Below are 25,624 nucleotides of genomic sequence, written 5' to 3' on the forward strand. Positions count from 1 at the left end.
CTCTGGATTGGCTATGCGGAACAGCCGTCGACAAGCGATCGCCCGCGTCGGCCGATCAACTGCCAAAGCGACAGTGGAAGCGGATGACTGTTGGACTCGGATAGCCGCCACCGAGTTGTGGAGGAGTCGAACGGCTCAGAAGGGTCGGAAGCCGCCATATGCCAATTCTTCGCGACTGATTGCCATACGGCTCTTCGTGGCGCTCTACAGTCACCATTCTCTGGCGATAAGCCGGTCTTGCGCCCGGAAGCTATCAAGATCCGCTAGCGGAGAGGTGCGCCTTCCACTCTTGGGACTTCATTCGCAAATTGCACAGTGCGAAACATCCTATCGACGCCCTCCATCAGCCCTGCACCACCTCAGCGCCAGCCTCTCCGGCATCCTCTTCCTTCTGGAATCCCAAAGCGATCACTCGGAAGAAATCCACGGCACCCACTGCCTGCTGTTAACGGTCAAATCCCAGCTCGATCAGCTCTCAGCCAAAGTTTGCTTCGCTGACTGATTTGGCAGCTCGAACCGTCGGCACAATCCGCACTGCCGATGGTTCGCTCGATGCTGTTGCAGCCGAGTCCTGAACCCGTCATCCCGTCGCCAGCTTCTCTCCATTCACCGCAATTTCCCTCCTGAACAATTCCGCCATAGTCTCCGCCGCCAACGACAGCGGCGTATCCCGCAGCGTCAGAATCCCCAGCGTGATCGGCGGCAACGGCATCCGCAACGGGACCCGGCTAACCTGCTGCGCATACGGTTCCACGCCGAGCAGCCCGGCCGGACATGAAAGCAGCGCATCGCTGCGCGTCATCAGGTTCCAGCTCACGCCAAAGGTATTGGCCTTGATGATCCGTGCCGGCACGGGAATACCAGCCTCCCGCAACTGGTCGAGCATATAGGTGTGGTGACTGCCTGGCGACAGATGCATCAGCCATTCGCATTCAAGCAGTTGTTCCCACTCGGTCGCGTGTTCCAGCGGATGGCCACGGCGGCAGGCGACCATGATCTCCAGCGTCTGCAGCGGCTCGAAGACGAACTCGCTGCCAATGGCCTGCTGTCCCGGCGCGGCGACGGCAAAGTCGACGGTGCCGTCGCGCAGTGCGGGCAGCACCAGCGGCATCATGCCTTCTTCCAGCGTGAGCTCGGCCAGCGGCATGCGCTTGCGGAAGGCGCGGATTACGTCGGGCAGCAGGCTCAGGAAGACCATCGGCGTGACCGCTACCGATACGTGCGCCTGCTTGCCGCCCTGCAACTGGCGGATGTCCTGCCGTGCCAGTGCAAGCTGCGCCTGCGCCAGCCGCGCCCGCAGGGTGAGCTGGTGGCCGCATTCGGTCAGCGTCACGCCGCGCGAGCTGCGCACAATCAGCGGCGCATCCAGGTCCTGTTCCAGTTCGCGGATGGCCTTGGTAATGGCGGCTTGACTCAGGTGCAGGCCGCGTGCCGCGCCGCGGATGCTGCCGGTCTCCACCAGGCTCAGCCAGGCCTTCAGGTGATGGTCCTTCACGTTGTCTCCCTCGCTTCCCGGTCCATGGGCCGGGATGTCTTGCGCTTGCTGGCGATAATGACGACAACCCTGAGTTGTCATCACAAAGAATTTAGCGTCTTTTGGCTTTCATTCTATCTGCGTAGCCTTGTTGCGAACCCCATGCCAATGCAAAGAAAACAGCGAGGAGACACATGGAGAAGACGCGCACCCCGACAGAACGACCGGTCGTCACCCGTTTCGCCGTGCGGGCAATGGCCGCCCTGGCGATAACAGCCCTATGCACCGCGCCACTGCTGGCGCGGGCCGAGTGGCCGGAGCGGCCACTCAAGATGGTGGTGCCCTATGCGGCCGGTGCGGGCGTGGACGTGGCGCTGCGCCCGATCGCAGAGGCGATGGGCCGCGAACTGGGCAAGCCGGTGGTGATCGACAACCGGCCCAGCGCCGGCGGCATCGTCGGGACCCAACTGGTGGCCACCTCCGCCGCCGACGGCTACACCATCGGCTACGGCAATATGGTCACGCTGGCCGTCAACCGCACCTTCTACACCAGGCTGCCCTACGACCCGGAAAAGGATCTCGCGCCGATTGGTCTGGCAATTGGCAACGCCTATGTGCTGGTGGCGCGCAAGGACCTGCCGGCCAACAACCTTGCCGAGCTGGTCGCGTACGCGAAGCAGCACCCCGGCAAGGTGGTGATGGGGTCGCTGGGCATCGGCTCGGGCGCTCACCTGGCGGGTGAGCTGGTACAGGGCAGCACCGGCATCAGGATGATGCATGTGCCCTACAAGAGCGGCGCGCAGGCGCTGGGCGACATGGTCAACGGCCAGGTCGATGTGATGTTCGACAACGTCTCGGGCATCCAGCAGTTCATTGCCGGCAAGCAGATCAAGGCGCTGGCCGTGACCAGCCTGCAGCGCGTGCCGGTGCTGCCGCAGGTGCCCACCGTGGACGAGAGCGGCATCAAGGGCTTCGAGGTGGTGGCCTGGGGCGGGCTGGTAGCGCCGGCGGGTACGCCCATGCCCGTCATCCGCAAACTCAACGCTGCGCTCAACAAGGCCCTGGCAGATCCCGCCGTGGTCAAGGCGAATGCCGCGCTGTCGATCGAGGCCATGCCCTCCACGCCCGAGGCGTTTGCCAGCCTGATCCGCAGCGAGGTGCCCCGCTGGGGCGCCACCGTCAGGCGCGCCGGCATCAAGGCCGACTGATCGCGCGCTTGCCGCCGCGCCGGGCAGCCGTGCGCATCACCGATTGCATCGCATCCACAACCACAACGGACCATCCATGAGCAACGAACTGTGGCGCCTGAGCGCCGTCGATCTCGCGCGGCATATCGCCTCCCGGGAAATCTCGTGCCGCGAGGCGGCGGCAAGCTGCCTGGCCCGGCTGGACGACGTCAACCCCCGCCTCAACGCGGTGGTCGAGGTGCTGGCCGACGAGGCCCTGCACACTGCCGCCGAAGCCGATGCCATGCTGGCACGCGGCGAGCCGGTGGGCCCGCTACACGGCGTGCCCGTGACGATCAAGGTGAACGTGGACCAGGCGGGGCGCGCCACTACCAATGGCGTAGCGGCCTACCGCAGCACCGTGGCCACTGCCGACAGCCCAGCGGTCGCCAACCTGCGCAAGGCGGGCGCCATCATCATCGGCCGCAACAATACGCCGGCGTTCTCGATGCGCTGGTTCACCGACAACGCCCCGCACGGCCGCACGCTCAATCCCTACGACGCCACGCGTACACCCGGTGGCTCCAGCGGCGGCGCGGCGGCAGCGGTTGCGGCCGGCATCGGCCCGCTGGCGCACGGCAACGACCAGGGCGGGTCGATCCGCTATCCGGCCTATGCCTGCGGCGTGGCAGGCCTGCGGCCGAGCTTCGGTCGGGTGCCGGCGTTCAATCCGTCCCAGTCGCGGGAGCGCACCATCGGCATGCACATGACCTCGGTGCAGGGGCCGCTCGCGCGCAGCGTGGCGGACCTGCGCCTGGCGCTGGCGGCGATGTCCGCGGCCGATGCCAGGGATCCGTGGTGGACGCCCGCGCCGCTGGATGCTGCCCAGCCGGCCAATGCCTACAAGCCTGGTACAAGAGTGGCCGTATGTACCTCGCTGCCGGGCTACCGCGCCGACCCCGAGGTTGTCGCTGCGGTCGCGCAGGCGGCACGATGGTTGGAACAGGCCGGCTATACGGTCGAGGAAGCCGCACCGCCGCGCTTCACCGAGGCAGCGGAGCTGTGGCTGGCACTCACCATGAACGAGACCAAAGCCAGCGTACGGCAAGCCGTAGAGACCGACGGCGATGACGCAATCCGCCGCGCCTTCGGCAGCATGTACCGGCTGGCCCCGGATCTGGATCTCGTGGGCTATATGGACGCCCTGGCCCTGCGCTCCAACCTGCTACGCGACTGGCAGCTCTTTCTTGCGCAATATCCGCTGCTGCTGATGCCGGTTTCATGGCAGCGCCCGTTTGCGGTCGACGCGGACCAGCAGGGCGATGCCGCCATGCGCGAGATCCTGGACGCGCAAAGCCCGCTGCTGGCGCCGGCCATGCTCGGACTGCCGGGCTTGTCGGTGCCGACCGGCATGGCAGGCAGCACGCCGATGGGTGTGCAATTGGTGGCGGGGCGCTTCCAGGAGGCGCTTTGCCTGGCGGCTGGCGAGGCCATCGAACGGTGCGCCGGCTGGTCGGGGCTGGCCGAGATGCGGGCTAACCGGTCCTGACTGAGGGAGCGCCCCGTGTTCGAGCCGCATCGGAAGCTTATGGGCATGCGGCGCAGCGGTGACCGGGCGCTGGGCCCTGCCGTGAGCGTGCATTCTGGGACGAGTGTCGCCAGAATGCCACCTACAACCTCATGCACCGCAACTGCTCCAGCACTGTGGCGCACGCGCTCGACGCCGCGCTGGAAGGCGGCGCCGCGCGCGTGTGGGCATGCCTCATCGGCTGGTGGCCACTGTTCCGCCTGCTGGACGACTGACCTCTGGGTAGCTGCGCACTTACGCAAGCGTGCGGCGACGATGGCGTGGACGCCGGGGCTGGCCGGGCAAGCGGCTCAGATCACGCAGTCGGAACAGTTCCTCCGTCGATGACGTACTCAGTGCCGGTGATGGCACTGGCGCGGCCAGAGACGAGGAAACCAATGAGTTCTGCCACTTCCCGGGGTGAGCATGGCCGGCCAAGAGGAATGCCGCCGAGCGAATCCATGATGATCTTGCGGGCGCCTTCCGTGTCGATGCCGCCTTGTCGGGCGATCTCGGCAACGAGACCTGCGGCGGCATCCGTCTCGACCCAGCCCGGGGAGACACGCACGACGCGAACGCCCTTCGGACTGACCTCCTTGGACAAGGCTTTGCTGTAGTTTGACAGGGCAGCCTTGGCGGCGGCATAGGCAATCGTCGCCTGCGGCAACGGTAATTGCCGCTGGATCGACGTGACGTGGATAATGACGCCCGAACGCTGCTCGACCATCGAGGGCAACAGCGCGCGATCGATGCGCACTGCCGGGAATAGGTTCAGGCTCAATGCCTTGTTCCATTCATCGTCATCTAGCACGCTGAAGCCACCGGCCGGTGCAGATGATCCGCCCACGACGTGCACGACTATATCGACGCCACCGAACCGCTCGTGCACTGCGTCGACGATGGCGTTACAGCCCTCGGCCGTTGTGATGTCCGCCCCGATGAACCGTTCTTCGGCAAGTTCATCGGGACGGGAACGCGCAGTCGTCAGAACGTTCGCACCTGCCTCGCAAAGGCGTGCGACAACGGCCTTGCCGACGCCTTTGGTTCCGCCCGTAACGAGCGCCCGAAGCCCCAGAAGTTCGGGTGCGGAGTTCATTAGCGAATCTCCAGCGACGCAATCCTGCCGCCAGCCAGGACGAACGTATATGTCAGCACGACTGGGCTACCGGGAAAGGTGCCCGTGAGCCGTGCGTGCATCGTCACAGTGGCGCCGTCCTGGGATACGTCCAACGGCTCAATGCTGTACTGGTACCTGGATTTGCTGTCCTTCTTCCAGGCCTGGATGGCTTCCAGCCCCTTGATCGTGCGGCCTTCGTCCCGCACGACGGCATCGGCGGCAAAGCAGTTCGAGAGAGGGGCGGAGTCGGTGACGGTTTCCGCGAGTAGATAGGCATCCAGTGGCGGGGGCAGCATCATGTTCATCGGGGTTCACCTCAACGTGAAGGTTTTCATGCCCCAATCATGGCGCTACAGTTACCGTATCGCAAGAACGCACAAGAAAGTAAGTAACCCTTGGCTAACCGAAAAAACTACACTCCCGCGACTGCCGCAATCGATGTTGAAGCCGCATTCAAACTGCTGGAAGGCCGCTGGAAGCTGGTATCTTGTTTCACCTTTTCGGTGGTCAGGTACAGCGCTTTTCGGACCTCGAGAGACTGATCCCCGGCATCACACAGAAGATGCTTGCCCAGCAGCTACGCCGCCTCGAAGCGGACGGCATCGTGATGCGTACGGTCTATCATCAGGTGCCGCCGAAGGTGGACTACCGCCTGACTGATTGGGGCCAGGCGTTGTGTCCGGCACTGGATGCGATCCTGACATGGGCGGAGCGCCGTGAAGACTTTCCGTAGGCTGCGCCGAGCTTGCGTGCGTGAGAAGAAGCCTGTCATCCAGAACTCCGATTTCGCAAGTCATCGACGTGGCCTCATCCGCGATCGTCTCATGTCGGGCCGGAACCTGACGGTCGTCAATCCTATTTCAGGGGCAGCACTGGGTCGGAAGCGGCCCTGTTACCACGCCCCTTGCACCTGACCCGCCCGATGGCTAAGTCCCGCCATTCTCGGCCGCCCAACCTTCCGGCGACCGACCGCTGAGTTGGCCCCTTGCAGACAGTCAGTCAACGCGCAATCCATAGTTGAACTGCCTACGAACCGGCACAGACGACGGTTCAAATCCAGAGCAGTCACTTTGAATCTGGCTGCCCTTCACGCCAGACGAATGTCGTCTGGCTAACGGCCGGCCCCAAGGATAAGTGGCCGCGATCATCGAACTTTCGTGTCGGCTTGTACCTCAAGATCATCGGCTATTTGAAATCACACCACTCATGTATTTATTTAAATCTCGAAAATCTTGAACAGTCCAAGAGTGCGGCGCCAGTCTTACACCATTCTCTTGCAAAGTTCTTGGAATCAAGTCTCCATTTGGACGAAGTATCACCGATGAAACAATAACACCAGGATAATCATTGAGTCGTCTTTTGAAAGCGGCGGTTGTCAGATCAGGTGTGGGAGGAGTGCTTTTCTTGGCCAATGGCCCTGTGCCTTTGAGGTCTGCTCCATGGCACATGGCACATCTCTGCGTAAAGAGATTTTTCCCATTAAAACTTTGCGCCCAGGATAGTGATGTTTGAGTTAGCACTACAACTCCTAGCGAAGCGATACATAACTCTCTTACTTTCATTTAGCCTTATTGTATAAATCAGATCATAATCGCGAGCAAATACCGGGGAGCACCACTGCAACACATGAGGGCCACGACACGCGACAGCTCGTCGGGCCGCCAAGCCGATTCCTGGGCAACCCGCCTCGCAGGCGGCGGCTCGGCGCACTCAGTCATGTTCCACCGAGAGTTAGGTGCGCTGTCCCACTATCTGCGCCCGGCCAACTCAAGCTCCGCCCTCCCGGTTGCGGCACCGCTAGTTAGCCTATGTCTTCTACCGTGCCCGCCGCGACGGCACACGGCTCGCCATGACGGTGACTTCGACTAGCCATCCTGGCGGCACCAGCCGCAAGACTTCGGCTCGCGTGCGCACCGGCACGTTGGGCTGCTTGTCTGTTCCGAAGTATTGCTTATAGGCGCTCGAGAAGCCGGTAAAGTCTGGCTTGCCCGTGGCCGGGTCTGCCACAATCAACGCCTGCATGGAGACGATGTCGCCCATGCGATAGCCGCGATCCTGGAGGATGCGCTCGATCTGGCCAAGCACGCTGCGAGTCTGGGTTGCGGTGTCGCCATAGGAGGCCGCGGTATCGGGCGGCGCCGAGGCATTCGCCACCGCGGGCCCCACGCCGCTGAGCACAAGCAGCTGCGCATTGGCGGGAATCTCAATCACCTCCGCGAACTCACGCGCCCACGGTTCGGTCATGTGCGCCGGGTTGCGATGCCTGACGATCTGCTCGGCGGCGTTGGCATTGGCGATGCAGAGCGCCGGCACAACGAGGGTGGCAAGGGCCGCGATAGAACTACTTGATAGCAAGCGTGCTGTGCGCATGGGCAGGGCCTGGGAAGTAAAGGATGAAGGTCCGGACAACGCGGCGTTGCCTTGCCGGACCGTACAAAACGAAGAACGCATATGCGAAGAACGTATTCGCGTTCGTCTCGACTAAATCGAGTGGTCGCCCCTTGGGCGGACAAATGACTCCCGCTGTCTGGTCCACGGAGGGAGTTCGGTGTGCATTTCATCTCGAACAGAAGGCGGCGTTGGGTCCACTCACTCTTTAGAATACTCATAACTTCATCATCTCATCAGCCGCATTGAGAATCCGGTTGGAGGACTGCTGAGCACCGCGAACAATGCTGTCCACGTTGTAGGCTAGCAAGCGACCGCTTCTCTTTATTATTCGGCCATCGACTAACACCGTGTCGACGTTGCTAGCGCTGCCGCTCTGCACAATCGCCGTTTCGATATTGCCTATTGGCCAGATGTTCAGATCCTTGGCCCGCACCAGAATGATGTCTGCGCGCTTGCCTTCAGTGATCGATCCAGTGATGTCGCCGACCCCCATCGCGATGGCTCCATTGATCGTCGCCATCTCGATTACCTCTTGCACGCTGACCGCCCTTGCCCGCTCGCTCGGGGTGCCAACCCAGGGCACCCCGAGGTTCCAGGTGAAACGCATCATTTCGAACATGTCCGGTGGGGCAATAGACGTCGCGTCGCTTGATAATGAGATAGTCAGCCCCGCGGCACGCATCGCGAACAGCGCAGCCCGGGCATCGCCTGTGCTGCTGAGCCGGAGCTCGGAATGTGTCGCAAAGGAGAGCGGTGTCTTCGTGCGCGCCATCGCCATCAAGTCCTCGGTCGTCGCCGGGACGTAATGCGCGATCATGAAATCGGGGCCGAGGTAACCGCGCCTCTCGTAGTCGACAGCATCGACATTGTTGGGCGACTCCTGCGGCGCGTGGATCGCTACGGGAAGCCCACTCTTCTTGACGAACTTCATTTCCTCGTGAAAGACATCATCGGTGCTCTGTTGCGGACCACGCAGATTCAGTCCCAGGTGCACCAAACCTTCGAATGGGGAGTTTGCACCGAACCATTTGCGCTGGATGCGCGCAAGGTCGCCGAACCTGTTCACCTCGTCTACCGGGAGCTTGTCAATGTGGCCGTACGAGTAACGGGCCCTCAGCAGAGAGTGCTGGTGCGCGCGAAGTTCGGCATCCGCATGAGCCGCGGAGCGGGTGTTATGCGACCAGTTGTGCACGGTAGTGGTCCCGCCGTTCGCTAGTTCGGCGCACGCCAGGAGCACGCTGTTGTAGAAGTCCTCGGGCGTGTACAAGGCGGATGTGGCGCTCTTGGCCGGGTAGTAGGAGAAGCCGCCGTTCCGCGCAGTGAAGCTGCGTCCGATCGCGCTCCACATATGGTAGTGAGAGTTGACGAAGCCGGGCATGACGATCATGTCAGTGGCATCGATCGTCTGCGCGCCGGATGCGCTCAGACCCCGACCGATCTTATCGATCACGCCGTTGCGAATCAGTATGTCGGCGCGCGGCAAAACACCATGCGTCCGGTCGACCGTGATGACCATGCCATTTTTGATTAGGTAGGTGCCTCGACGGACTCCGGTCGCTGCGGATGGCGTGCCGCCCCGCGCCGAAGCCGATGCCGGAGCGACAAGCGATGGGATCCCGGTTGCCGCGACCATCAATGCGCCGGCGGCCTTAGTGAATTCTCTTCTGGTTGTTCTCATATCTCTATCCGATACAATCTGGTTTGCGAGAGGTGCGGTCAGTTCGTCTTGAGAAAAAATGCTGTCGTCATTGCCAGCCCTGTCATGACGACGAAGCCGCGCACAAGTGCCGGCTTCAGTCGCCGAGCGAGGACGCCGCCGAAGTATCCGCCGGCCGTTGCGCCTATCGCCATCCATAGTGCATGCGTCCAAGCGATGGCACCGCTGGCCCCATAGATAACGACTGCCATCAGCGTCAGGATCACGGAGACGAAGTTCTTGATGCCGTTCATCCGGCTCATGTCGGTGTGCCCAAGCGCCCCGAGAACCGCCAGCAGCAAGATGCCGAGACCGCCGTTGAAATAGCCACCGTAGAGCGCGACCGCAGCGATGCTGATGTCCGTGATCCATTCACTGGGGGACTGCGACGCGACGGCTCCTTTGCGCAGAAGCCTTGGCCCACAGGCAAAGAGAAGGGTCGCGGCTAACAGCAACCATGGCACAATGCGCCCGAAGTCGGTGTTCGAGGTCGACAGCAGCAACGTAGCGCCTGCCGCACCGCCCAGCACCGACAGTACGCTTAGCCGAAGAAGCGAGGGTGCCATCGGCGCCGACAGATCCTTGCGCTGTGCCCAGGCACCCGCCATATAGCCAGGCAGGAGCGCGGCGGTCCCGGTGGCGTTGGCAGATACCAGCGGCACGCCCACCATCGCCAAGGCCGGCAGTGTCAGGAAACTACCGCCGCCTGCCACCGCATTTCGCGTCCCGGCGAAAGTCGCAGCGCCACCGAGCAGCACCCGTTCGGCCGGCGTCATGGCTTACGCACAGGCAAGGACATCCGGTCGGTCCGCAGTAGCAGGGTGAGTACTATTCCGAAGACCGATAACAAGGTGATCTGCGCAAAGCCGGCGGTGCTCCAGCCAAAGCGCGCCGCGATGCCGCCGATGATGTAGCCCGCGAAAGCGCCCGCGCCGTAGAGCGTCGTGACAAAGACACCCGTGGCCCGATTCGTGAGCGAAGAGCGCACGGACTTGATATGGTAGCCGGCCAGGTTCACGTACAGCACGCCACTCACCACCAGCCCCCACACGAATGACAGCACCGATTGGACCAACATGCCCGTCGGCCCCGAGAACAGAAGGAAGCCGAGCAGCCCGGTCCCCGCAAAGCTCAGCGACAACACAAGCTTGGGGTGGAAGCGGTCGCCAAGCCAGCCGCCAAAGATAGAGGCGAACACGCCGCACCCGAAGATACTCATGACGCGACCAGTGTCCGCCGGCGTGTAGTGCAGATGCTCGCGCAGGAACGTGGGGTACATGCCGAGGTAGCCATAGATGCATAACCCGCCAATGATGCTCATCACAGTCAAGAGAGCCGTGTTGCGGTTCCACATCGTGGTTGCACCGCGCGTGTCGATGTGCGTGGCGATCGCGCTGGCCTTTTCTGTCATGCGCTTGCTCACGGTAGCCGCGATCAGCGCCATGGCGACAAATCCGGTCAGGCCAAACACCACCAGCGGCAAGCGCCAGTTGCGCTCGATGCCGATCAGGTGCCCACCGAGCAGCGGTCCCACGATGGCGCCGACACCGAAGGAGAAGTTGATGGCCCCAACGGCGGTCGCGCGGAAGCGAGCGAAATAGCTGGCCGCGATGGCGATCACCACAGTCAGCTGCATCGCTTCGCCGATGCCAGTAGCGGCGCGGTAGAGGATCATGTCGGCGAAGCCGCTCGAGTAGGCAGTCAACAGCGTGCCAAGCGAGAAAATCGCGATGCCAATCTGGAGCACGGCCTTGCGCGACCACCGCGCCAGCAGGTAGCCTGTGGGCACCCCGGCTAGTGCCATGCCGAGCGTAAAGATGGTCGAAAGCAGGCCGGTGTCGGCGAGGCCGAACCCAAACTCCCTTCGCACATCTGCGGCGATCAGCGGAAAGATCTGCCGGTCCATCGCGTTGAGCGCATAGGAGGCAAGCAGCACAAGAAACATGCCGATCTCCAATGCCGTGACGGGCGCATCGCTGCGCACGTCTCCGGTCAGCGAGCCGGCCGAAGTCGAGGAATTCACGTGTTGTCTCCTTCTCGTCAAGCGAGAGATTTGTTCGAGTTCCTGGCGATGCACGGATCCGGCTATGAGCCCGCGCGCGCTGCCTTATACCAATCGAGGATCTGCTCTCCCGTCAGGAAGGCAACGTCGTCGTGTGCCCGAATGTGCGCCAGCGCCTCCCGGAAATAGCGCAGGCGGTGTGGCGCGCCCATGATGTACGGATGCACGACCAGCGCCATCACCCGGGCTGAGTCCTTCGCATCGGCGTAGAGCTGCTCGAACTGGTCGATAGCGCGGTCGCGATACTCGCTGGCCTTGTGATGCTGGATCAGCATCATCGCTACATCGTTGCACTCCTGTGTGTAGGGCACGTTCACGATACGGCCGCCATCTCGCGTCCTCAGTTCCACGGGCTGATCGTCGAGCACCCAGTCGCACACGTACTCGTAGCCTTGCTCCGCGAGGATGTCAGGCGTGTTCCAGGTCTCGGTGAGCCCCGGTCCAAGCCAGCCGCGGGGGCGCTTCCCGGTGTAGGCGCGAATGGCCTCGGTGGTCTTTGCGATGTCGACCGCTTCGTCGGGCACCTTCTGCATGTTGCGCTGCCCAAAGCCATGGCCGATGAACTCCCAGTTACGAGCCATCGCCGCCTTGGCGATAGGCTCGTAGGCATCGATGGCGGAGCCGTTGATGGCGAGCGTTGCATTGATCCCAAGCCCGTCAATGACGTCCAGCATGCGCCAAAAGCCGACGCGGTTACCGTACTCGTGCCAGGCCCAGTTCGGGATGTCTGGCATCGGCGAACCGCCCGCCGGAGGCGTGAGAACCGTGCGCGGCATGGTCTCGTTGATATCCCATTCCTCAACATTGACGATGACCCAAACGGCCAGGCGCTTGCCATCCGGCAGCGTCAGGGCGGGACGCTCGGAAATGGCCGAAAATGAGATGCGTTCGAGTGGTTTCATGGCGTGTTTCCTTTGACCCGGGACTCAGACGATCTCGACCTGCAAGGGGTCGAGTCCTTCAATACGGCCGATCAACCTGTCACCGCGCTGCACCGGCCCAACGCCTTCTGGCGTGCCGGTAAAGATCAAGTCCCCAGGAAGCAGGCGGTACTGCCTGGAAAGCTCGCTGACGATTTCATGGACGTTCCAGATCATCTTCTCCAGGACCGAGTGCTGTCGTACGTCACCGTTTACCGCCAGGCTCAGTGCGCCCGAACGGAGATGGCCGACCTTCGCCACGGGATGGATGGGACCGCATGGCGCCGAATGGTCGAATGACTTGCCCAGCTCCCACGGCAGGCCGCGCTTGTTGCATTCGCGTTGGCGGTCACGCCGCGTCATGTCAAGCCCTGCGGCGTAGCCGAAGACATGATCCAATGCAGTATCCGGCGGCACGTCCGCCGCTTCACTGCCGATAGCAACGACGAGTTCAAATTCGAACTGAAAGTCGTCTGTGAACGTCGGATACGGGACGCGTCCATCGGTCACAATGGCATCGGCCGGCTTCTGGAAGAAGAATGGCGGGTCGCGTTCGTCACCCTCCCCCATTTCCCGGATATGGGCAAGATAGTTGCGCCCCACGCAATAGACGCGCCGTACCGGGAAGCGCTGATCGCTGCCGACGATACCAATAAAGGCGGGGGTAACGCTCGGGACCTTCGTCGATTGCACGACGACGCTGTCCGCACTGGCTCTAGGCATAAGGATTGTCTCTGTGTAAGATTATTGAACGGAGTGGCTAGAGTTTAGAGACGCGGTCGTTCGGCCTCAACGCACAGGCTTGCGAAAAGATGCGCAATCCTTACGATCCTTTGCTCCTCACGTTTCCATGCACAGAGCGAATCCCTCGAACGCCCCACTGACGCCCCTCGACCACGAGGGCAAAAAGGGCGCTGTCATCCGGAACTACACCATGGCGGCCCGGGCGCAGAGCGCCTACTTTGGCATCCACGATCAGAGCAACTGTCTGCCGAACCCGGTGCCGCACCGTCACGAGTACTTCCAGATTTACGTCAACACGCTAGGCGAGACCACTCACTACATTGCGGGCCAGCAGCGGCCCATTCACCCCGGCACCGTGAGTTTCGTCCTGCCGTTTCTGGTTCACTACATTCCGAACGTAGCGGATGGCAAGTTCCACGTAATCAACATCAGCAAAGAGTATTTGCTGCCGTCGCTTAACCTTGATGTCTTCGAGTTGTCGGAAGTCCCGCTCGCGCGCGCGCCAGAGCTTGGTCCCTTCCGCTTTCAGCATTGTCTGGATTTTCAGTTCGATGAACTGGACACCCAGTACCTTCAGGAGCTCTGCGAGCGCATGGCGCAAGAATCCCAGCAATCGCCCAGTGACGATACGGCCAGCAACTTGCTGATCCGCAGCCACTTGCTAAACCTGATTGGCATGGTGTGGCGACGCCACGGTGACAAGATCCGTCTTTGCGAGGGCAACGGGATGTTGCTGCAGTCGTACAAGCAGTCCGTGCTGCGCTGCATTCGGTATATCACCCAAAACCTTTCGCGGGAACTGACCTTGGGCGACGCTGCGCAGGCCAGTCATGTGTCAGCAACACACCTGGCCCACCTGCTGAAGAGTGAAACCGGAAAGACCTTTCTGGAGATCGTGACTGAAAGGCGGATCGAGCGGGCAAAGACTTTGCTGGCTTTCACATCCGCCTCGGCCGCAGAAATCGGGCAAAGCACGGGATTCGGTGAACCAAATAACTTTGCTAGGCGGTTTCGGCAGATCGTAGGTTCGACACCTTTGGCATATCGACGCCAATTCCAAGGCGTGGGCGCGCGAACTTGGGTTGAGTAAGACCACGGTGGTGAGCTGAGGGCTAGCCGATGAGACTGGCATTGTTGGGGCTTTCCACTATTCTTTATTTCAAGCTTCTTATTCGTGATATTTACCTTGTATGTGTACTGCCCTCCGACTGGCCTCAGTATTCCTTGTGCTGCGGAAGCGTATCGGTGATGTCATACCACGACGCCTTGCTGCCGACAAAAACATGACGCTCGGCCTTCACGCCGGGATCGCTATCAAGCGTACCGAGCGGGAATCCGAATACCTCGGGATTGCAGTCAAATCGCGTCAATATGCTTGAGCCACATTCGCTGCAAAATCCCTTGTGCTCGCCAGGCGAGGACTCGTAAAACTTGACGGTGTTCTGCCCCGATACCCATTCCCAATCCCTAATCGCCACCTTGGCTCTCGTGCGGAAGGCCGAGGCATGGAGCTTTCGGCACATCGAACAATGACAATTCAGGACGTCGGTTAGCGGGCCGTGGATTCGATATTTGATGCGTCCGCAGAGACAACTGCCGTGCTGGGTCATGGGCTTCTCCAGGTAGTGTTGCGATGAATGCCAAATTGGAGAAGATCGTAGGGTGTGCGGAAATTTTGATAAAGTAGCCGCCCATGAATGGATTCTTCATGATTTACGAATAATCGACGATGGATCAGCTGTTCAGCATGCAGGTGTTCTGCCAGATCGTGGACTCGGGGAGCATGGCGCAGGCAGCCCGGGTCCTCGGACTCGCGCCTGCGACGGTGACCGGCGCACTAGCTCGAATAGAAAAACGGCTTGGCGCACGCCTGCTCGACCGGACGACGCGTCGCATCGCCGTGACCGAGGCGGGCAGGCTCTGGTACAAACACGCGAAGCGCATCATTGAACAGTCGCATGAAGCTGAAGATGCGGTCCGGCGCCTTGCGTCGGAACCAAGGGGTGAGCTGCGCGTGACATTACCGTTGGGCGTGGCGCTGACCTTTGTGTACCCGCATCTCCATGAGTTCACGGCACGCTTCCCGAGAATCAGCCTCGATCTCCAGGTTAGCGACCGGATTCTCGACCTTGTCGCCAACGGCTTCGATCTCGCCCTGCGGGCGGGGCGACCGGGGGATTCCGATTTCTCCGCTCGATGCCTCAGCACGTACCGCCGCGTAACATGCGCCAGCCCCGCCTATCTGGCATCTCATGGCGCCCCCCGGCATCCGGCCGAACTGGCACGACATCAGTGCCTGATTTACCGCCATGAACCGCATTCCTCATCTTGGCAGTACCAGGTGGACGGCACAACTATGGCAATTCCGGTAGATGGGCCATTTTCGAGTAACGAATCGCATGCGCTGATTGCATGGGCCAAGGCAGGCAAGGGAATCACCCGGCAGCCCGACTGGCTTGTCGCGCAGGACTTGCTCAGCGGTGGCTTGATTCGGCTGCTGGAAGAGTACGACGAGATTGGTGCGTCTAAGCAGCCGGGAATATATGCGGTGTTTCCGAAACCTCGCAATCACCCGAGGAAGGTCGAGGCTTTCGTGAAGTTTTTTTCTCAAAAGATCGCCTCAGCATCCCACCAGTAGCGTCACAAACGGGGCGAGGGTCGTGCGCCATATATCGAGTGTCTTGCTGGGATCGCAGGCGCCCATCGTTTCCTTGACCGGACGGATGGCTCGGATGACAGCTATCGTCGGCGGTGGCAAGTGGTTTCCTTCGACAAGGATGGCGTTCAACGCCGTATATGCGCCGTCCGCTTCGGCTTCCGTTGCCCGCGCCAGCGCGTCGACACCCATCTGAGGCGCTGGCCGTGTCGACAGGCGTAGAGGCAGGTCAGTGCTAAATCGATAACGCTAAACCGACACCGGGTGATGACAGCATACGCAAAGCTTGTTTCCATCAGCATCTCGGAAGTATGCGCCGTAGAAGTGAGGGTGATACTGGGCTCTTAGGCCAGGAGCGCCTTCGCAATTTGCTCCGTTTGCGAGCGCACGGGCGTATGCCTGGTCAACGGTCTGCCGGTCACGCGCAAGCAATGCCACCATTTGACCATTCCCACCTCGCGCAGCATTGCCGTCATATGGCTTGCCAATAAGGAACAGCGGCCGCGGTGCGTCCGTTGCCATCCACCCTGCCCATGGCGTGTCGCGCTCGCAGAATTTGAGGTTGTGTCCTAGTTCATGCATCAACGCCGAATAAAACTCAAAAGCACGATCGAAGTCGTTAACGCCAAGAAAAATGTGCGAAATCACTTTGCGTCTCCCAGGAAGGTGGCGGCGACGAACATTATCACGGCTGTGAGGTGGCATCGCTCCTAGCCTCCCCACGTCAGCCTCGCCGGTCCGATACCGAAACGCAAAATCGGGGCTAATTAAGCGGCAAGGCGATGTTGTTCTTCTGCGGCAATAGATGGAAACCGTCGCTCAACGTGCGACAGCAACTGGTCATTGAGCACGACCGTCCGGACTGCCTTCCTCCCCGATCCAGGATTTCCGCACCCTTGAGCCAATTGAAATGCCAACGATGGAGAGCGTCGCAACGGCCGCAGCCGGCCATCTGCGGACTCTCGCCCGAGGCTTCACACAGACATCCGAGCGTCAGTTCCCGCCCAGATAGCGGCCCCTCGTGTATGGATCATGTCGGGAGCGTTGTCGGCCGCTTCGGCGCCGGGCTGCGTACCGCCTTCGTCCTGGCTCCCACACCAAGACAGGCGCAACGCCTGGCCGGGACTTTGCGCGCCACCACGGTGATGGCCCCCCTTCACCACTCTGCTCGCCACGGCCCGGATCAAGGACGGCACGGCGGACGAGATGCTCGCGGCGCTGCGGCAGGAGAATGCCGCAGGGCATGCCTGCCAAAAGCGCCGGTGAATCGCCGCTCATAACGCAAGCCGATGGGGTGGCTACAGACCTCCTTTGCGCGGCGCCCGCGCCTCTGTGTCCGAGCAGGCTACGAACTCGGCAGCAACCGTCACAGCTTCTGGGTCAAGCCCACTCCCACCGGCGGCAGCAATGGCCATCCTTCTGACACTCAGCCTAAAAAGGGAACATGGGCGGTTTGTTGTGCCGCATCCGGCATGTTGCGTGAGATTGTGGCACTCGGCAAGCCGGCTCGCGGCCTGTCGATCCGCGCCCCGCCCACCGTCGCGAGGCGACGTCATTCCCGCCCCGCTACCCTATTCTGGTGGCCATCCGGCTGGCTGCACGCCACGAGCCGCGCTGCCCACTGCTCCCCCGCTCAGGTGCCTGGATACAGTCATCCTGATTTCCTAGGATAGATGTGCCCATGTCCCCGCCTTCAAGCCCTCCGCAAGCGCCGCGCCGCCTGTTCGCCAAGCTGGCGCTGCCGCTGGCTGCGCTGGCCGTGGCGGGCGGGGGGCTCTGGTGGGCCACCCGTGACAAGCCGGTGCCCGTCGTCACTGCCCTGGTCGCGCCCGGCCGGGTGGAAGCCTCCGTCTCCAATACCCGCGCAGGCTCGGTCGAAGCCTGCCGCCGCGCCAAGCTGGCGCCGCCCGCCGCCGGGCGCATCGAATCCCTGAATATTCACAAGGGCGACCGCGTGCGGACCGGGCAGGTCCTGCTAACGCTGTGGAACGACGATCTTGCCGCGCGCGAGCGGCTGGCGAAGGAGCAGTCGCGCACGGCGGCAGCGCATGTGGGCGAGGTGTGCGCGCTGGCGCGGCTGGCGGCGTCCGACGCCCGCCGCACACGCGGGCTGGTGGCAAAGGGCTTTGTTTCGCCGCAGGTCATGGAGCGGGCCGATGCCGAGGCCGGATCGCGGCAAGCCGCTTGCGAATCGGCCCGCGCTACCGTCAAGGAAGCCGGCGCCCGCATCGCTGCCGCCCGGGCGGACACGGCGCGCACGGTGCTGGTCGCACCCTTCAGCGGCGTGATCGCCGAAATCAACGGCGAGGTCGGCGAATACCTGACGCCGTCGCCCCCCGGCATCCCGACCTTGCCGGCAGTCGACCTGATCGACGATTCATGCCTCTACGTTTCCGCGCCCATCGACGAGATTGACGCCGCGCGCGTGCGCCTCGGAATGCCGGCCCGCATTACGCTGGATGCCTTCCGCGGCAGGCATTTCGACGGTAAGGTGCGGCGCATCGCACCTTACGTGCTGGCGCTGGAGAAGCAGGCGCGCACGGTCGAGGTCGAGGTGGAACTCGACCGCCGGGCCCCGGCCAGCGAACTGCTAGTCGGCTACAGCGCCGATGTGGAGATCGTCACCGAGGTGCGCGATGGCGTGCTGCGGGCTCCCAGCGCGGCGCTCGACGCCGGCGGCCGCGCGCTGGTGCTGGCCGGGGGCCGCCTGCAGGCGCGGCAGGTGCAGGCCGGGCTGGCCAATCCCGAGTTCACCGAGGTGCGCGGCGGCCTGGCGCGCGGGGACCGGGTGGTCGTCTCGCTTGACCGCAGCGGCGTCAAATCCGGCGCCCGGGCAGTGGAGGAGGAGGCCCCGCGATGATCGAGCTGGAAGGCATCCGCCGCGAATTCGTGCTTGGCGGCGAGACCGTCCACGCGCTGCGCGATGTCAGCCTGCGGGTCGAGCTGGGCGAATACCTGTCGATCATGGGGCCGTCCGGATCGGGCAAGTCCACCTTGCTCAATATCATCGGCCTGCTCGACCGCGCCGCTGCGGGACGCTACCTGCTGGACGGCCGTGACGTGACCGCTCTGAGCGAGAACGAGCTGGCCGCCGTGCGGCGCGAGAAGATGGGCTTCGTGTTCCAGTTGTTCCACCTGGTGCCGCGCCTGACTGCCGCCGGCAATATCGAGTTGCCGATGGTGCTGGCCGGCATCGACCCGGCGCAGCGCCAGCGGCGCGTGGCCGCGCTGCTGGAGGAGTACGGGCTTAGCGAACGCGCCGGGCATCGGCCCGATCAGTTGTCGGGCGGCCAGTGCCAGCGCGTGGCCATCGCCCGTGCGATGGCGATGCAGCCGTCGGTGATTCTCGCCGACGAGCCCACCGGCAATCTCGACCGCCACACCGGCATGGACGTGATGGCCGTGCTCGAAGGGCTGCACACGCGTGGCGGCACGCTGCTGGTGGTCACGCACGACCCCGAGATCGGCCAGCGCGCGCACCGTCGCCTGCGCATGGTGGACGGCGCCATCGTCGAGGACCGCCATGCGTTGCTCTGACGTGCTCGCTTTCACCTGGCAGGTGCTGCGCGGCAACCGCGCCCGCACGCTGCTGATCCTACTGGCGATGGGCATCGGCGTGGCGGCGGTGGTGATCGTCACGGCGCTGGGCGAGGGGGCGCGGCGCTACGTGGTCGACCAGTTCGGCGCGCTCGGCACCAATCTCGTGATCGTGCTGCCGGGGCGCAGCGAGACGGTCGGCGCGGCGCCGGGCATCGTGCTGGGTGCCACCACCCGCGACCTGACACTGGACGACGCGCTGGCGCTGCGCCGCAGCGCCGCCGTACTGCACGTGGCGCCGCTGATCGTCGGCGACGCCGACCTGCATGCCGGTGCACGCCGCCGCGAGGCGCCGGTGCTGGGCTCCACCGCCGAGCTGCTGCCGGTGCGGCATATGGAGCTGGCGCTGGGCAGTTTCCTGCCCGAGGGCGACCTGCACCACGGCCAGCCCGTCTGCGTGATCGGCGCACGCGTGGCCGCCGACCTGTTCGGCAGCCGTCCAGCGCTGGGCGAATGGCTGCGCATCGGCGACCGACGCTTCCGCGTAATCGGGTTGCTGGCTGGACAGGGACAGTCGCTCGGCTTCAATACCGACGAGCTGGTGATTGTGCCGGTCGCGGCCGCACAGGCGCTCTTCAATACCAACTCGCTGTTCCGCATCCTGGTGGAAGCCCGCTCGCGCGCACAGGTGGTCGATGCCCGCGCCGACGCCGAGGCCATCCTGCGCCTGCGCCACGAAGGTGAGCGCGACGTCACGGTGATCACGCAGGATGCGGTGCTGGCGACCTTCGACCGCATCCTTCGCGCGCTGACCCTGGCCGTCAGCGCAATTGCCGCCATCAGCCTCGCCGTGGCGGGCATCCTGATCATGAACGTGATGCTGATCGCGGTGACGCAGCGCCGCCACGAGATCGGCCTGCTGAAGGCCATCGGCGCCACGGCGGGGGAGATCCGACTGCTGTTCCTCAGCGAGGCGGCGCTGATGGCGCTGGCCGGCGCCGCCGCCGGGCTGGCGCTGGGCGGCCTGGGCTGCCTGGCGGTGGGGCGGATCTATCCTTCCATCCCGTTCGCGCCACCGTGGTGGGCGCTCCTGGCGGCGCCAGGCACCGCGCTGGCCACCGCGCTGGCCTTCACGCTCGCGCCGGCCTCACAGGCGGCGCGTCTCGATCCCGTGCAGGCGCTGTCGCGCCGCTGATCACCATGCGCTGGGCCGACCTGCTCCGCTTCACCCTGACCGCGCTGGCGGCGCACCGCCTGCGCACCGCACTGAGCGCGCTGGGCATTGCCATCGGCATCACCGCCGTGATCCTGCTGACCTCGATTGGCGAGGGACTGCACCGCTTCGTGATCGCCGAATTCAGGCAGTTCGGCACCAACCTGATCGGGGTGACGCCGGGGCGCACGCAGACCAAGGGCGGGATGGGTTCGCTCGGCTCGATCAACACCGTCCGCCCGCTGAGCATCGACGACGCCGTGGCGCTGCGCCAGGCCCCGCACGTGCGCATGACCAATCCCATGGTGCAGGGTAATGCCGAGGTGGAGTACGGCAGTCTGCGCCGGCGCGTGACGCTCTATGGCGTCGGCGCGGGATTTACCGAGGCGCTGTCGATGCGCGTGGCGAGTGGTCAGTTCCTGCCCGACGACGACCAGCGCGCCGCACGCCCGCTGGCGGTGCTGGGCGCCCGCGTGGCGCGCGAGCTGTTCGGCGCAAAGAGCCCACTGGGGGCGCGCATCCGCGTCGGCGCGCAGCGCTACCGGGTGGTCGGCGTGATGGAGGCCAAGGGGCAGATGCTCGGCTTCGACCTGGACGATACCGTCTACATCCCCGCCGGGCGAGCGCTGGAGCTGTTCAACCGCGAAAGCCTGGTGGAGATCGAGGTGACTTATGACCCGGCCGCGCAGGTGGCCGAGGTGGAGGCGGGGATCAAGCGCTTGCTGCGGGCGCGCCACGGGGCTGAGGATTTCACCGTCACCCCGCAGCAGAAGATGCTGGAGGTGTTCGGCACGGTGCTCGATGCGGTGACTTTCGCGGTGGCGGCCATCGGCGCGGTGTCGCTGGTGGTGGGTGGCGTGGGCATCCTGACCATCCTCACCATCGCGGTATCGGAGCGGACCGCGGAGATCGGCCTGCTGCGCGCGGTCGGCGCCACGCACCGGCAGGTGCTGGCGCTGTTTCTCGCCGAGGCCACCATGCTGGCCGCTATCGGCGGGCTGGCCGGGCTGCTAGTGGGCTGGCTGATCGCCGTCGTGCTCGATGTCCTGGTGCCTGCGCTGCCGGTGCGCACGCCGTGGTCCTACGCCGTGGGCGCCGAGGTGGTGGCGGTGGTGGTGGGCCTGGCCGCCGGCGTGCTGCCGGCACGGCGGGCGGCGCGGCTGGAGCCGCAGCAGGCGCTGCGGTCGGAGTGAGGTAGATACTGCCTGCAAATTCCTCTGCAAACTTAAGCCAAATAGAGCTGCATCGACCCGCCAAGCCGCCATAGATGTCACGCTGGGTCGACAGGCCGCAATGGGTCGCTTTGCGACTGTCATCATCCCAGTAGATTTGCACCAGCCCACATGGCTGCATCCTCCAAACTGCGGAAATAGCATCCATTCCTCTTACCTTGACGGTTTGTACAAGCTCGCAAATACGGTTGGCTCCCACTCCCGCGCGGCCAGGAGCATGCCGATTCCCCGACGCGGTTCCAAAGGTACCGATGACGGGCGACTGCAAGGCGAACATTGTGTGGCACTCAGTGAGACGGGTGAGACGCAGATCTGGCGGATGGATTGTCCCCGAATCGCTGATCGCGCCACGGTGGTCGGCTCTACTTCGATTTGATCGTCGTCCGATGAGGTCGACGGACTCATTTGACCGGTTGGCCGATGGCAAGAAGGTTGCCCTCGCAATCTCTGAACCAAGCACCTTTCTCGCCAATGCCACCCTTGGACGGGTAGTTTCCCTGGATCTCGGCGATCCCATTGATGGTCTTGAGACCGGGAAGATCGTATTCTTCGAATGTGACTCCCCGGTGCCGCAGTTCGCTAACGATTGCCTGAATGTCATCGACCTCCCAGGCCATTTGTGTGTGACTGCCAGAGGCCGATCCAGCCGACTCGAAAAGTACGAAGTAGCTGTTGCCGCATTTGTAGCGGAGGCCGCCAGGCCGTTCCTCTACCGGCTCAAGACCAAGCTTGCTCGAGTAGAAGCTTCTCGCTCGTGCGAGGTCTTGTGCAGGAATCCTGGTCGCGACGTCACTGTTTTGGAGCATGGGAAACTCTCCTGTGTAGGGGTGGAGGCATAAGTCCAGCTTAGGCGTGTGCCGGACGTTAATGAAATGGGGCGCTTCATGACGGTACTAGTATTGGGATTGTTCATTTTCCTGGGCGCGCACTCGGTGCGCATGGTTGCTGACTCATGGCGCACCGCGCAGATTGCCAAGCTCGGCCCGCGTCGCTGGAAAGGCTTGTTCACCCTGGTTTCGATTGCCGGCCTGGCGGTGGTTGTCTGGGGCTACGGCCTGGCCAGCGCGCATCCTGTGATGGTCTGGACGCCACCGGCGTGGGGGCGGCACTTTGCGGCATTTCTCACAATCCCGGCCTTCGTGCTGATTGCGGCGGCATACGTGCCTGGCAACCGCATCAAGGCTGCGCTCGGCCATCCGATGCTGGCAGGCGTGCAGGCCTGGGCCCTGGCGCACCTGCTTGCCAACGGAACACTCGCCGCAGTAGTGCTGTTTGGCGCGTTCCTGGCGTGGGCGGTGGCAGATTTCGTGTCAGCGCGCCGTCGGGACCGGGAAGCAAGAACCAGCTACCCAGCCGGGACACCTGCGCGTGATGCAATAGTGACAGTCGCCGGACTAGCGGCCTGGGCGTTGTTCGGATTCGTGCTTCATGAACGGATGACCACCGTGCGGGCGTTCGCGTAAGCAGAACATCTGGCAGTTAGGCTTTTCATCCAGAAGCTGACAAGCCCGCCTTGGTTCTATACGCTGTGAAGCGTCGGATACATCAGGGACGCAGCATAAGTTCACCTCAACCAATGAACGAGCAAGCGCCATCTGCATTGAGGATCGTCCTTACCAGCATCGAGCGAGTCCTTCCGCCACATATCCGCGCGACGCTTCGGCCTCCGGCTGAGGCGGGAGACCTGGCTGGGCTTGTCTCATCCGTCCCAGAAGTTGGCCAACTGCCAGCCGACGTGTGCGTGCTGTTCTCTTGGCACGATGGGCAGCCATGGAACTCACCGCTCAGTCGAAAGGACAATCGGCGGCTGCTCTCGGTAAGCGAAATAGGGAGGGAATGTTCGTTCTTTGCAGATCCGACGTCCGACTTCATGGAGCCATGGAGCCCCTTGTGGTTGCCCGTTCTAACCAACGACTCGGGAGACTTCGTTGTGTATGAAACTGCGGGTCCGTCGAGGGGCAAGCTGCTGCACTACTGGCATGACGATCAATCGAGAAGCGTCGCATATTTGTCCCTTCAGGAATGGGCCGTGGAACTGCTTCGTGAGCATGAACAATCCGAACCGTGACCCCGCCGCCGAGCGGATAACTTCAAGCCGGTTGCGCTATCTGGAAGTCGCGGTTCCTGCCGAATGTTGAGCGGCACAGGGAGAAGGCCGATGTTGAAATGGTTCAAAAAGCTCGGCGCACCCAGCGTCGGGCCTGATTACAGGCACGTCGATTCGCGCGGGAAAGCTGAAGACTTATGTAAGCGAGGAGAGCTCATGAAGCTAGTGCTCATGCCTCTCGAGTTCGGGGGCGAGGATATTCTTCCGAACACAGTGTACGTGCCGGCTCATGCCGCTGAATCGAAGGCTCGGATCGATCAGCGCACCGTCGTGCCACTCGCTCAGAAAGGGCAGATTCGCCGCTACTCAGCCACCCCGGAGTACGAGGGCAAGAGTTTTATTCCAAGCATGATCCGGATTTCGGCCAGCGATCCGGGTCACTTCGAGGCAAGCGTTGCGGTTTGGGGAAAGGCACTACAGGAACCCGAGGCACCGCCACAGCCTGAAGCACCGCTGCCGGAGTTCGCTCCGGCAGCAGCGTCCCTTGACGGTTTGGAGCCCGAAGACGTGGTTCGTGCTCTCATCGCTGACTATGAAAGATGGAACGATTTCGTTAATCAGGCAAACGCGCAGGATACTTTCCAAGGTATCGATGCTGCGGAATCCGCTTACAACGCGCTGATCTCAAAATATTGCCCGCCGGGGCATCGCCCACAGCCCGTGTCATTCGGCGACGACTGTTCACACGACAATCGCGAGGCAATCCTCGACACCGAATTCGGCGCGGTGAACGCTAGTATAGTAAGGACGCGCCACACCAAGACGAAGCATAACGTGACTTTCACCGCTGATTACGAGTATCACCTTCACGAAGCAGGTTCCGTGGTTCCTGACGAGCATTCTCTACGTTGACGCCGAAGGCAAGTATGAGGGGCTCTAGGCGCGAACCCAACGCGCTCCACTCGACGGGCCTCGCCCTGCGGGCTCGGCCTTCCTTTGCATCCCCCGGCGCCGGTGCGCGCGGGATTACGTGTCCCCGCAACTGGCCAAGGACGACGGAAACGCAATGGCTGTAGTCGGCCATAAGCCGCCCTTCGCCCTCGCGGTAGTACGGTCATCTAAGCGACCGGTCTGCTCCATCAACGGCCTTTCATGCTCGGATCACGCCGAATTGGTCGTCGGCTGTCGCCGTCCTCTTCAACAAAACGGAGCAAAGCCTCTACCAGCGCCTCCCGCGGATAGGCATTTTGCGTGACGAACAGCGATCCGATCGTGTCATGCGTCCGCGCGATTGGTACGGCGAGCGCCCAATGGTCTGCGTTGACGTAGCCCAGAAGCGTACTGCCGGACACGATTTGGTCATAGAAGATCATCTGGCTGTCGTTGAGCCCGTCGATGTGGGACAGCTTGTCGTAGCTCGATCTGAGAATGGAAGAAATGCGCTCTGGCTGGGGGAACGTGACGATCGAATAGATCGGTAGATCGTCGGGAAGCGGGTTCTGCGCAAGCCATGCCTTGCGCGTCTGTGGACGCAGGCTCTCCACCGCGCCGCCATCTCCCGACGAGCATGTCGCACCCGGGAAGTGCCTCAGCAGGTCGGCCTGATACTGCTCCGCGTCATTGGCGAGCGGTGAACCGCCAACCGCACCGGCCGCGGTGACCACGGCGGCCAAACGGCTGCGAATCTCAGGGTACGTCACGACAGCCTCTAGGATATCGGGGGCACCTTTGGAATAGCCGATCATGAGGTAGCCTGATCGAGGCGGACACGCTTGGTCCTTAGATTAAGATCGTGGATCAGG

The 25,624-nt window shown here is 62.9% G+C and carries 25 protein-coding genes and 3 pseudogenes; 14 read left to right on the top strand and 14 right to left on the bottom strand.

The features are described from left to right. Positions 1-13 precede the first annotated feature (13 nt). Positions 14-502: a DUF1484 family protein gene (locus IPF36_RS35105; protein ID WP_368671173.1), complete on the top strand. Its 489-nt coding sequence runs from the start codon at positions 14-16 to the stop codon at positions 500-502. Between the two features lie 78 nt (positions 503-580). Here IPF36_RS35105 and IPF36_RS18435 read toward each other — a convergent pair whose 3' ends face one another. Continuing rightward, positions 581-1,495: a LysR substrate-binding domain-containing protein gene (locus tag IPF36_RS18435; RefSeq protein WP_133098028.1), complete on the bottom strand. Its 915-nt coding sequence runs from the start codon at positions 1,493-1,495 to the stop codon at positions 581-583. Positions 1,496-1,668: 173 nt separating this feature from the next. Here IPF36_RS18435 and IPF36_RS18440 point away from each other — a divergent pair, with 173 nt between their 5' ends. From IPF36_RS18440 to IPF36_RS18450, 3 genes and pseudogenes are all read left to right on the top strand, one after another. Then, entirely contained in the window at positions 1,669-2,682 is a 1,014-nt protein-coding gene (locus IPF36_RS18440; protein ID WP_255519830.1) for a tripartite tricarboxylate transporter substrate binding protein, read from the top strand. Positions 2,683-2,758: 76 nt separating this feature from the next. Beyond that, positions 2,759-4,189: an amidase family protein gene (locus IPF36_RS18445; protein WP_135706389.1), complete on the top strand. Its 1,431-nt coding sequence runs from the start codon at positions 2,759-2,761 to the stop codon at positions 4,187-4,189. 89 nt (positions 4,190-4,278) lie between these two features. Continuing rightward, positions 4,279-4,504, top strand: a pseudogene (locus IPF36_RS18450) (DUF308 domain-containing protein); the annotation flags it as partial. Between the two features lie 19 nt (positions 4,505-4,523). Here IPF36_RS18450 and IPF36_RS18455 read toward each other — a convergent pair. Both IPF36_RS18455 and IPF36_RS18460 read right to left on the bottom strand, forming a co-directional pair. Beyond that, positions 4,524-5,303, bottom strand: a complete 780-nt coding sequence (locus tag IPF36_RS18455; RefSeq protein WP_133098026.1) for an SDR family oxidoreductase — start codon at positions 5,301-5,303, stop codon at positions 4,524-4,526. After that, positions 5,303-5,629 carry a nuclear transport factor 2 family protein gene (locus tag IPF36_RS18460; protein WP_133098025.1) on the bottom strand — a complete coding sequence of 109 codons (327 nt, stop codon included), beginning with the start codon at positions 5,627-5,629 and terminating at the stop codon, positions 5,303-5,305. Before IPF36_RS18460 ends, IPF36_RS18455 begins: the two co-directional genes overlap by 1 nt. Before the next feature lie 90 nt (positions 5,630-5,719). Here IPF36_RS18460 and IPF36_RS18465 point away from each other — a divergent pair. After that, positions 5,720-6,057, top strand: a pseudogene (locus tag IPF36_RS18465) (winged helix-turn-helix transcriptional regulator). A 445-nt stretch (positions 6,058-6,502) separates the two neighbouring features. Here IPF36_RS18465 and IPF36_RS18470 read toward each other — a convergent pair. The 7 genes from IPF36_RS18470 to IPF36_RS18500 form a co-directional block, all read right to left on the bottom strand. Then, a complete protein-coding gene (locus tag IPF36_RS18470) occupies positions 6,503-6,886 on the bottom strand; it encodes a cytochrome c (RefSeq protein ID WP_133098023.1) in 384 nt (127 codons plus the stop codon). 253 nt (positions 6,887-7,139) lie between these two features. Beyond that, complete coding sequence (locus tag IPF36_RS18475; protein ID WP_255519831.1) at positions 7,140-7,775, bottom strand: RidA family protein; 636 nt, start codon at positions 7,773-7,775, stop codon at positions 7,140-7,142. 154 nt (positions 7,776-7,929) lie between these two features. Then, the gene (locus tag IPF36_RS18480) at positions 7,930-9,393 is read right to left on the bottom strand and encodes an amidohydrolase family protein (protein ID WP_243737074.1); all 1,464 of its coding nucleotides are present in this window, start codon (positions 9,391-9,393) and stop codon (positions 7,930-7,932) included. A gap of 38 nt (positions 9,394-9,431) precedes the next feature. Beyond that, positions 9,432-10,187, bottom strand: coding sequence for a sulfite exporter TauE/SafE family protein (locus IPF36_RS18485; RefSeq protein WP_133098021.1), 756 nt, complete (start codon positions 10,185-10,187; stop codon positions 9,432-9,434). Beyond that, entirely contained in the window at positions 10,184-11,434 is a 1,251-nt protein-coding gene (locus tag IPF36_RS18490) for an MFS transporter (protein WP_133098020.1), read from the bottom strand. Before IPF36_RS18490 ends, IPF36_RS18485 begins: the two co-directional genes overlap by 4 nt. Positions 11,435-11,496: 62 nt before the next feature. Next, on the bottom strand, positions 11,497-12,375 hold the full coding sequence (locus IPF36_RS18495) for a polysaccharide deacetylase family protein (RefSeq protein ID WP_133098019.1): 879 nt from the start codon (positions 12,373-12,375) through the stop codon (positions 11,497-11,499). Between the two features lie 24 nt (positions 12,376-12,399). Then, on the bottom strand, positions 12,400-13,116 hold the full coding sequence (locus IPF36_RS18500) for a fumarylacetoacetate hydrolase family protein (RefSeq protein WP_195429478.1): 717 nt from the start codon (positions 13,114-13,116) through the stop codon (positions 12,400-12,402). Between the two features lie 211 nt (positions 13,117-13,327). On the opposite strand from IPF36_RS18500, the gene IPF36_RS18505 reads away from it, so the two are divergent. Further along, positions 13,328-14,227: an AraC family transcriptional regulator gene (locus IPF36_RS18505; protein ID WP_195429480.1), complete on the top strand. Its 900-nt coding sequence runs from the start codon at positions 13,328-13,330 to the stop codon at positions 14,225-14,227. A 124-nt stretch (positions 14,228-14,351) separates the two neighbouring features. Here IPF36_RS18505 and IPF36_RS18510 read toward each other — a convergent pair whose 3' ends face one another. Further along, positions 14,352-14,747, bottom strand: coding sequence for a GFA family protein (locus IPF36_RS18510; RefSeq protein WP_062799615.1), 396 nt, complete (start codon positions 14,745-14,747; stop codon positions 14,352-14,354). A 119-nt stretch (positions 14,748-14,866) separates the two neighbouring features. Between IPF36_RS18510 and IPF36_RS18515 the strand changes: the two genes are divergently transcribed. Next, positions 14,867-15,775, top strand: coding sequence for a LysR family transcriptional regulator (locus IPF36_RS18515; RefSeq protein WP_255519832.1), 909 nt, complete (start codon positions 14,867-14,869; stop codon positions 15,773-15,775). Positions 15,776-16,042: 267 nt separating this feature from the next. On the opposite strand, the gene IPF36_RS18520 is transcribed toward IPF36_RS18515, so the two are convergent. Further along, positions 16,043-16,441: a VOC family protein gene (locus IPF36_RS18520; RefSeq protein ID WP_133098017.1), complete on the bottom strand. Its 399-nt coding sequence runs from the start codon at positions 16,439-16,441 to the stop codon at positions 16,043-16,045. 407 nt (positions 16,442-16,848) lie between these two features. On the opposite strand from IPF36_RS18520, the pseudogene IPF36_RS34740 reads away from it, so the two are divergent. The 5 genes and pseudogenes from IPF36_RS34740 to IPF36_RS18540 all read left to right on the top strand — a co-directional run. After that, positions 16,849-17,032: pseudogene (locus tag IPF36_RS34740) on the top strand (PLP-dependent aminotransferase family protein); the annotation flags it as partial. A gap of 442 nt (positions 17,033-17,474) precedes the next feature. Next, complete coding sequence (locus tag IPF36_RS18525) at positions 17,475-18,653, top strand: efflux RND transporter periplasmic adaptor subunit (protein ID WP_133098016.1); 1,179 nt, start codon at positions 17,475-17,477, stop codon at positions 18,651-18,653. Further along, positions 18,650-19,330, top strand: a complete 681-nt coding sequence (locus IPF36_RS18530; protein ID WP_133098015.1) for an ABC transporter ATP-binding protein — start codon at positions 18,650-18,652, stop codon at positions 19,328-19,330. Before IPF36_RS18525 ends, IPF36_RS18530 begins: the two co-directional genes overlap by 4 nt. Further along, positions 19,317-20,525 (top strand): ABC transporter permease, encoded by a 1,209-nt coding sequence (locus IPF36_RS18535; protein ID WP_133098014.1) that lies wholly within the window; start codon positions 19,317-19,319, stop codon positions 20,523-20,525. Before IPF36_RS18530 ends, IPF36_RS18535 begins: the two co-directional genes overlap by 14 nt. 5 nt (positions 20,526-20,530) lie before the next feature. Next, positions 20,531-21,736: an ABC transporter permease gene (locus tag IPF36_RS18540; protein WP_195429482.1), complete on the top strand. Its 1,206-nt coding sequence runs from the start codon at positions 20,531-20,533 to the stop codon at positions 21,734-21,736. Between the two features lie 440 nt (positions 21,737-22,176). Here IPF36_RS18540 and IPF36_RS18545 read toward each other — a convergent pair whose 3' ends face one another. After that, positions 22,177-22,581: a VOC family protein gene (locus IPF36_RS18545; protein ID WP_133098012.1), complete on the bottom strand. Its 405-nt coding sequence runs from the start codon at positions 22,579-22,581 to the stop codon at positions 22,177-22,179. Positions 22,582-22,659: 78 nt separating this feature from the next. Between IPF36_RS18545 and IPF36_RS18550 the strand changes: the two genes are divergently transcribed. Then, positions 22,660-23,238: an NnrU family protein gene (locus tag IPF36_RS18550; RefSeq protein WP_195429484.1), complete on the top strand. Its 579-nt coding sequence runs from the start codon at positions 22,660-22,662 to the stop codon at positions 23,236-23,238. 800 nt (positions 23,239-24,038) lie between these two features. Further along, positions 24,039-24,734 carry a hypothetical protein gene (locus IPF36_RS18555; protein WP_195429486.1) on the top strand — a complete coding sequence of 232 codons (696 nt, stop codon included), beginning with the start codon at positions 24,039-24,041 and terminating at the stop codon, positions 24,732-24,734. Between the two features lie 227 nt (positions 24,735-24,961). On the opposite strand, the gene IPF36_RS18560 is transcribed toward IPF36_RS18555, so the two are convergent. Continuing rightward, positions 24,962-25,567 (bottom strand): hypothetical protein, encoded by a 606-nt coding sequence (locus IPF36_RS18560; RefSeq protein WP_255519833.1) that lies wholly within the window; start codon positions 25,565-25,567, stop codon positions 24,962-24,964. Positions 25,568-25,624 lie beyond the last annotated feature (57 nt).

This window comes from Cupriavidus sp. IK-TO18 (assembly GCF_015549295.1).
In the GTDB taxonomy this organism is placed as follows: domain Bacteria; phylum Pseudomonadota; class Gammaproteobacteria; order Burkholderiales; family Burkholderiaceae; genus Cupriavidus; species Cupriavidus oxalaticus_A.

Excerpts from the sequence above, each read along its gene's own strand:
- IPF36_RS35105 (WP_368671173.1), top strand. The coding sequence starts at position 14 with ATGCGGAACAGCCGTCGACAAGCGATCGCCCGCGTCGGCCGATCAACT.
- IPF36_RS18440 (WP_255519830.1), top strand. The coding sequence starts at position 1,669 with ATGGAGAAGACGCGCACCCCGACAGAACGACCGGTCGTCACCCGTTTC.
- IPF36_RS18445 (WP_135706389.1), top strand. The coding sequence starts at position 2,759 with ATGAGCAACGAACTGTGGCGCCTGAGCGCCGTCGATCTCGCGCGGCAT.
- IPF36_RS18455 (WP_133098026.1), bottom strand. The coding sequence starts at position 5,303 with ATGAACTCCGCACCCGAACTTCTGGGGCTTCGGGCGCTCGTTACGGGC.
- IPF36_RS18460 (WP_133098025.1), bottom strand. The coding sequence starts at position 5,629 with ATGAACATGATGCTGCCCCCGCCACTGGATGCCTATCTACTCGCGGAA.
- IPF36_RS18470 (WP_133098023.1), bottom strand. The coding sequence starts at position 6,886 with ATGAAAGTAAGAGAGTTATGTATCGCTTCGCTAGGAGTTGTAGTGCTA.
- IPF36_RS18475 (WP_255519831.1), bottom strand. The coding sequence starts at position 7,775 with ATGCGTTCTTCGTTTTGTACGGTCCGGCAAGGCAACGCCGCGTTGTCC.
- IPF36_RS18480 (WP_243737074.1), bottom strand. The coding sequence starts at position 9,393 with ATGAGAACAACCAGAAGAGAATTCACTAAGGCCGCCGGCGCATTGATG.
- IPF36_RS18485 (WP_133098021.1), bottom strand. The coding sequence starts at position 10,187 with ATGACGCCGGCCGAACGGGTGCTGCTCGGTGGCGCTGCGACTTTCGCC.
- IPF36_RS18495 (WP_133098019.1), bottom strand. The coding sequence starts at position 12,375 with ATGAAACCACTCGAACGCATCTCATTTTCGGCCATTTCCGAGCGTCCC.
- IPF36_RS18500 (WP_195429478.1), bottom strand. The coding sequence starts at position 13,116 with ATGCCTAGAGCCAGTGCGGACAGCGTCGTCGTGCAATCGACGAAGGTC.
- IPF36_RS18505 (WP_195429480.1), top strand. The coding sequence starts at position 13,328 with ATGGCGGCCCGGGCGCAGAGCGCCTACTTTGGCATCCACGATCAGAGC.
- IPF36_RS18510 (WP_062799615.1), bottom strand. The coding sequence starts at position 14,747 with ATGACCCAGCACGGCAGTTGTCTCTGCGGACGCATCAAATATCGAATC.
- IPF36_RS18515 (WP_255519832.1), top strand. The coding sequence starts at position 14,867 with ATGGATCAGCTGTTCAGCATGCAGGTGTTCTGCCAGATCGTGGACTCG.
- IPF36_RS18525 (WP_133098016.1), top strand. The coding sequence starts at position 17,475 with ATGTCCCCGCCTTCAAGCCCTCCGCAAGCGCCGCGCCGCCTGTTCGCC.
- IPF36_RS18530 (WP_133098015.1), top strand. The coding sequence starts at position 18,650 with ATGATCGAGCTGGAAGGCATCCGCCGCGAATTCGTGCTTGGCGGCGAG.
- IPF36_RS18535 (WP_133098014.1), top strand. The coding sequence starts at position 19,317 with ATGCGTTGCTCTGACGTGCTCGCTTTCACCTGGCAGGTGCTGCGCGGC.
- IPF36_RS18540 (WP_195429482.1), top strand. The coding sequence starts at position 20,531 with ATGCGCTGGGCCGACCTGCTCCGCTTCACCCTGACCGCGCTGGCGGCG.
- IPF36_RS18545 (WP_133098012.1), bottom strand. The coding sequence starts at position 22,581 with ATGCTCCAAAACAGTGACGTCGCGACCAGGATTCCTGCACAAGACCTC.
- IPF36_RS18550 (WP_195429484.1), top strand. The coding sequence starts at position 22,660 with ATGACGGTACTAGTATTGGGATTGTTCATTTTCCTGGGCGCGCACTCG.
- IPF36_RS18555 (WP_195429486.1), top strand. The coding sequence starts at position 24,039 with ATGAAGCTAGTGCTCATGCCTCTCGAGTTCGGGGGCGAGGATATTCTT.
- IPF36_RS18560 (WP_255519833.1), bottom strand. The coding sequence starts at position 25,567 with ATGATCGGCTATTCCAAAGGTGCCCCCGATATCCTAGAGGCTGTCGTG.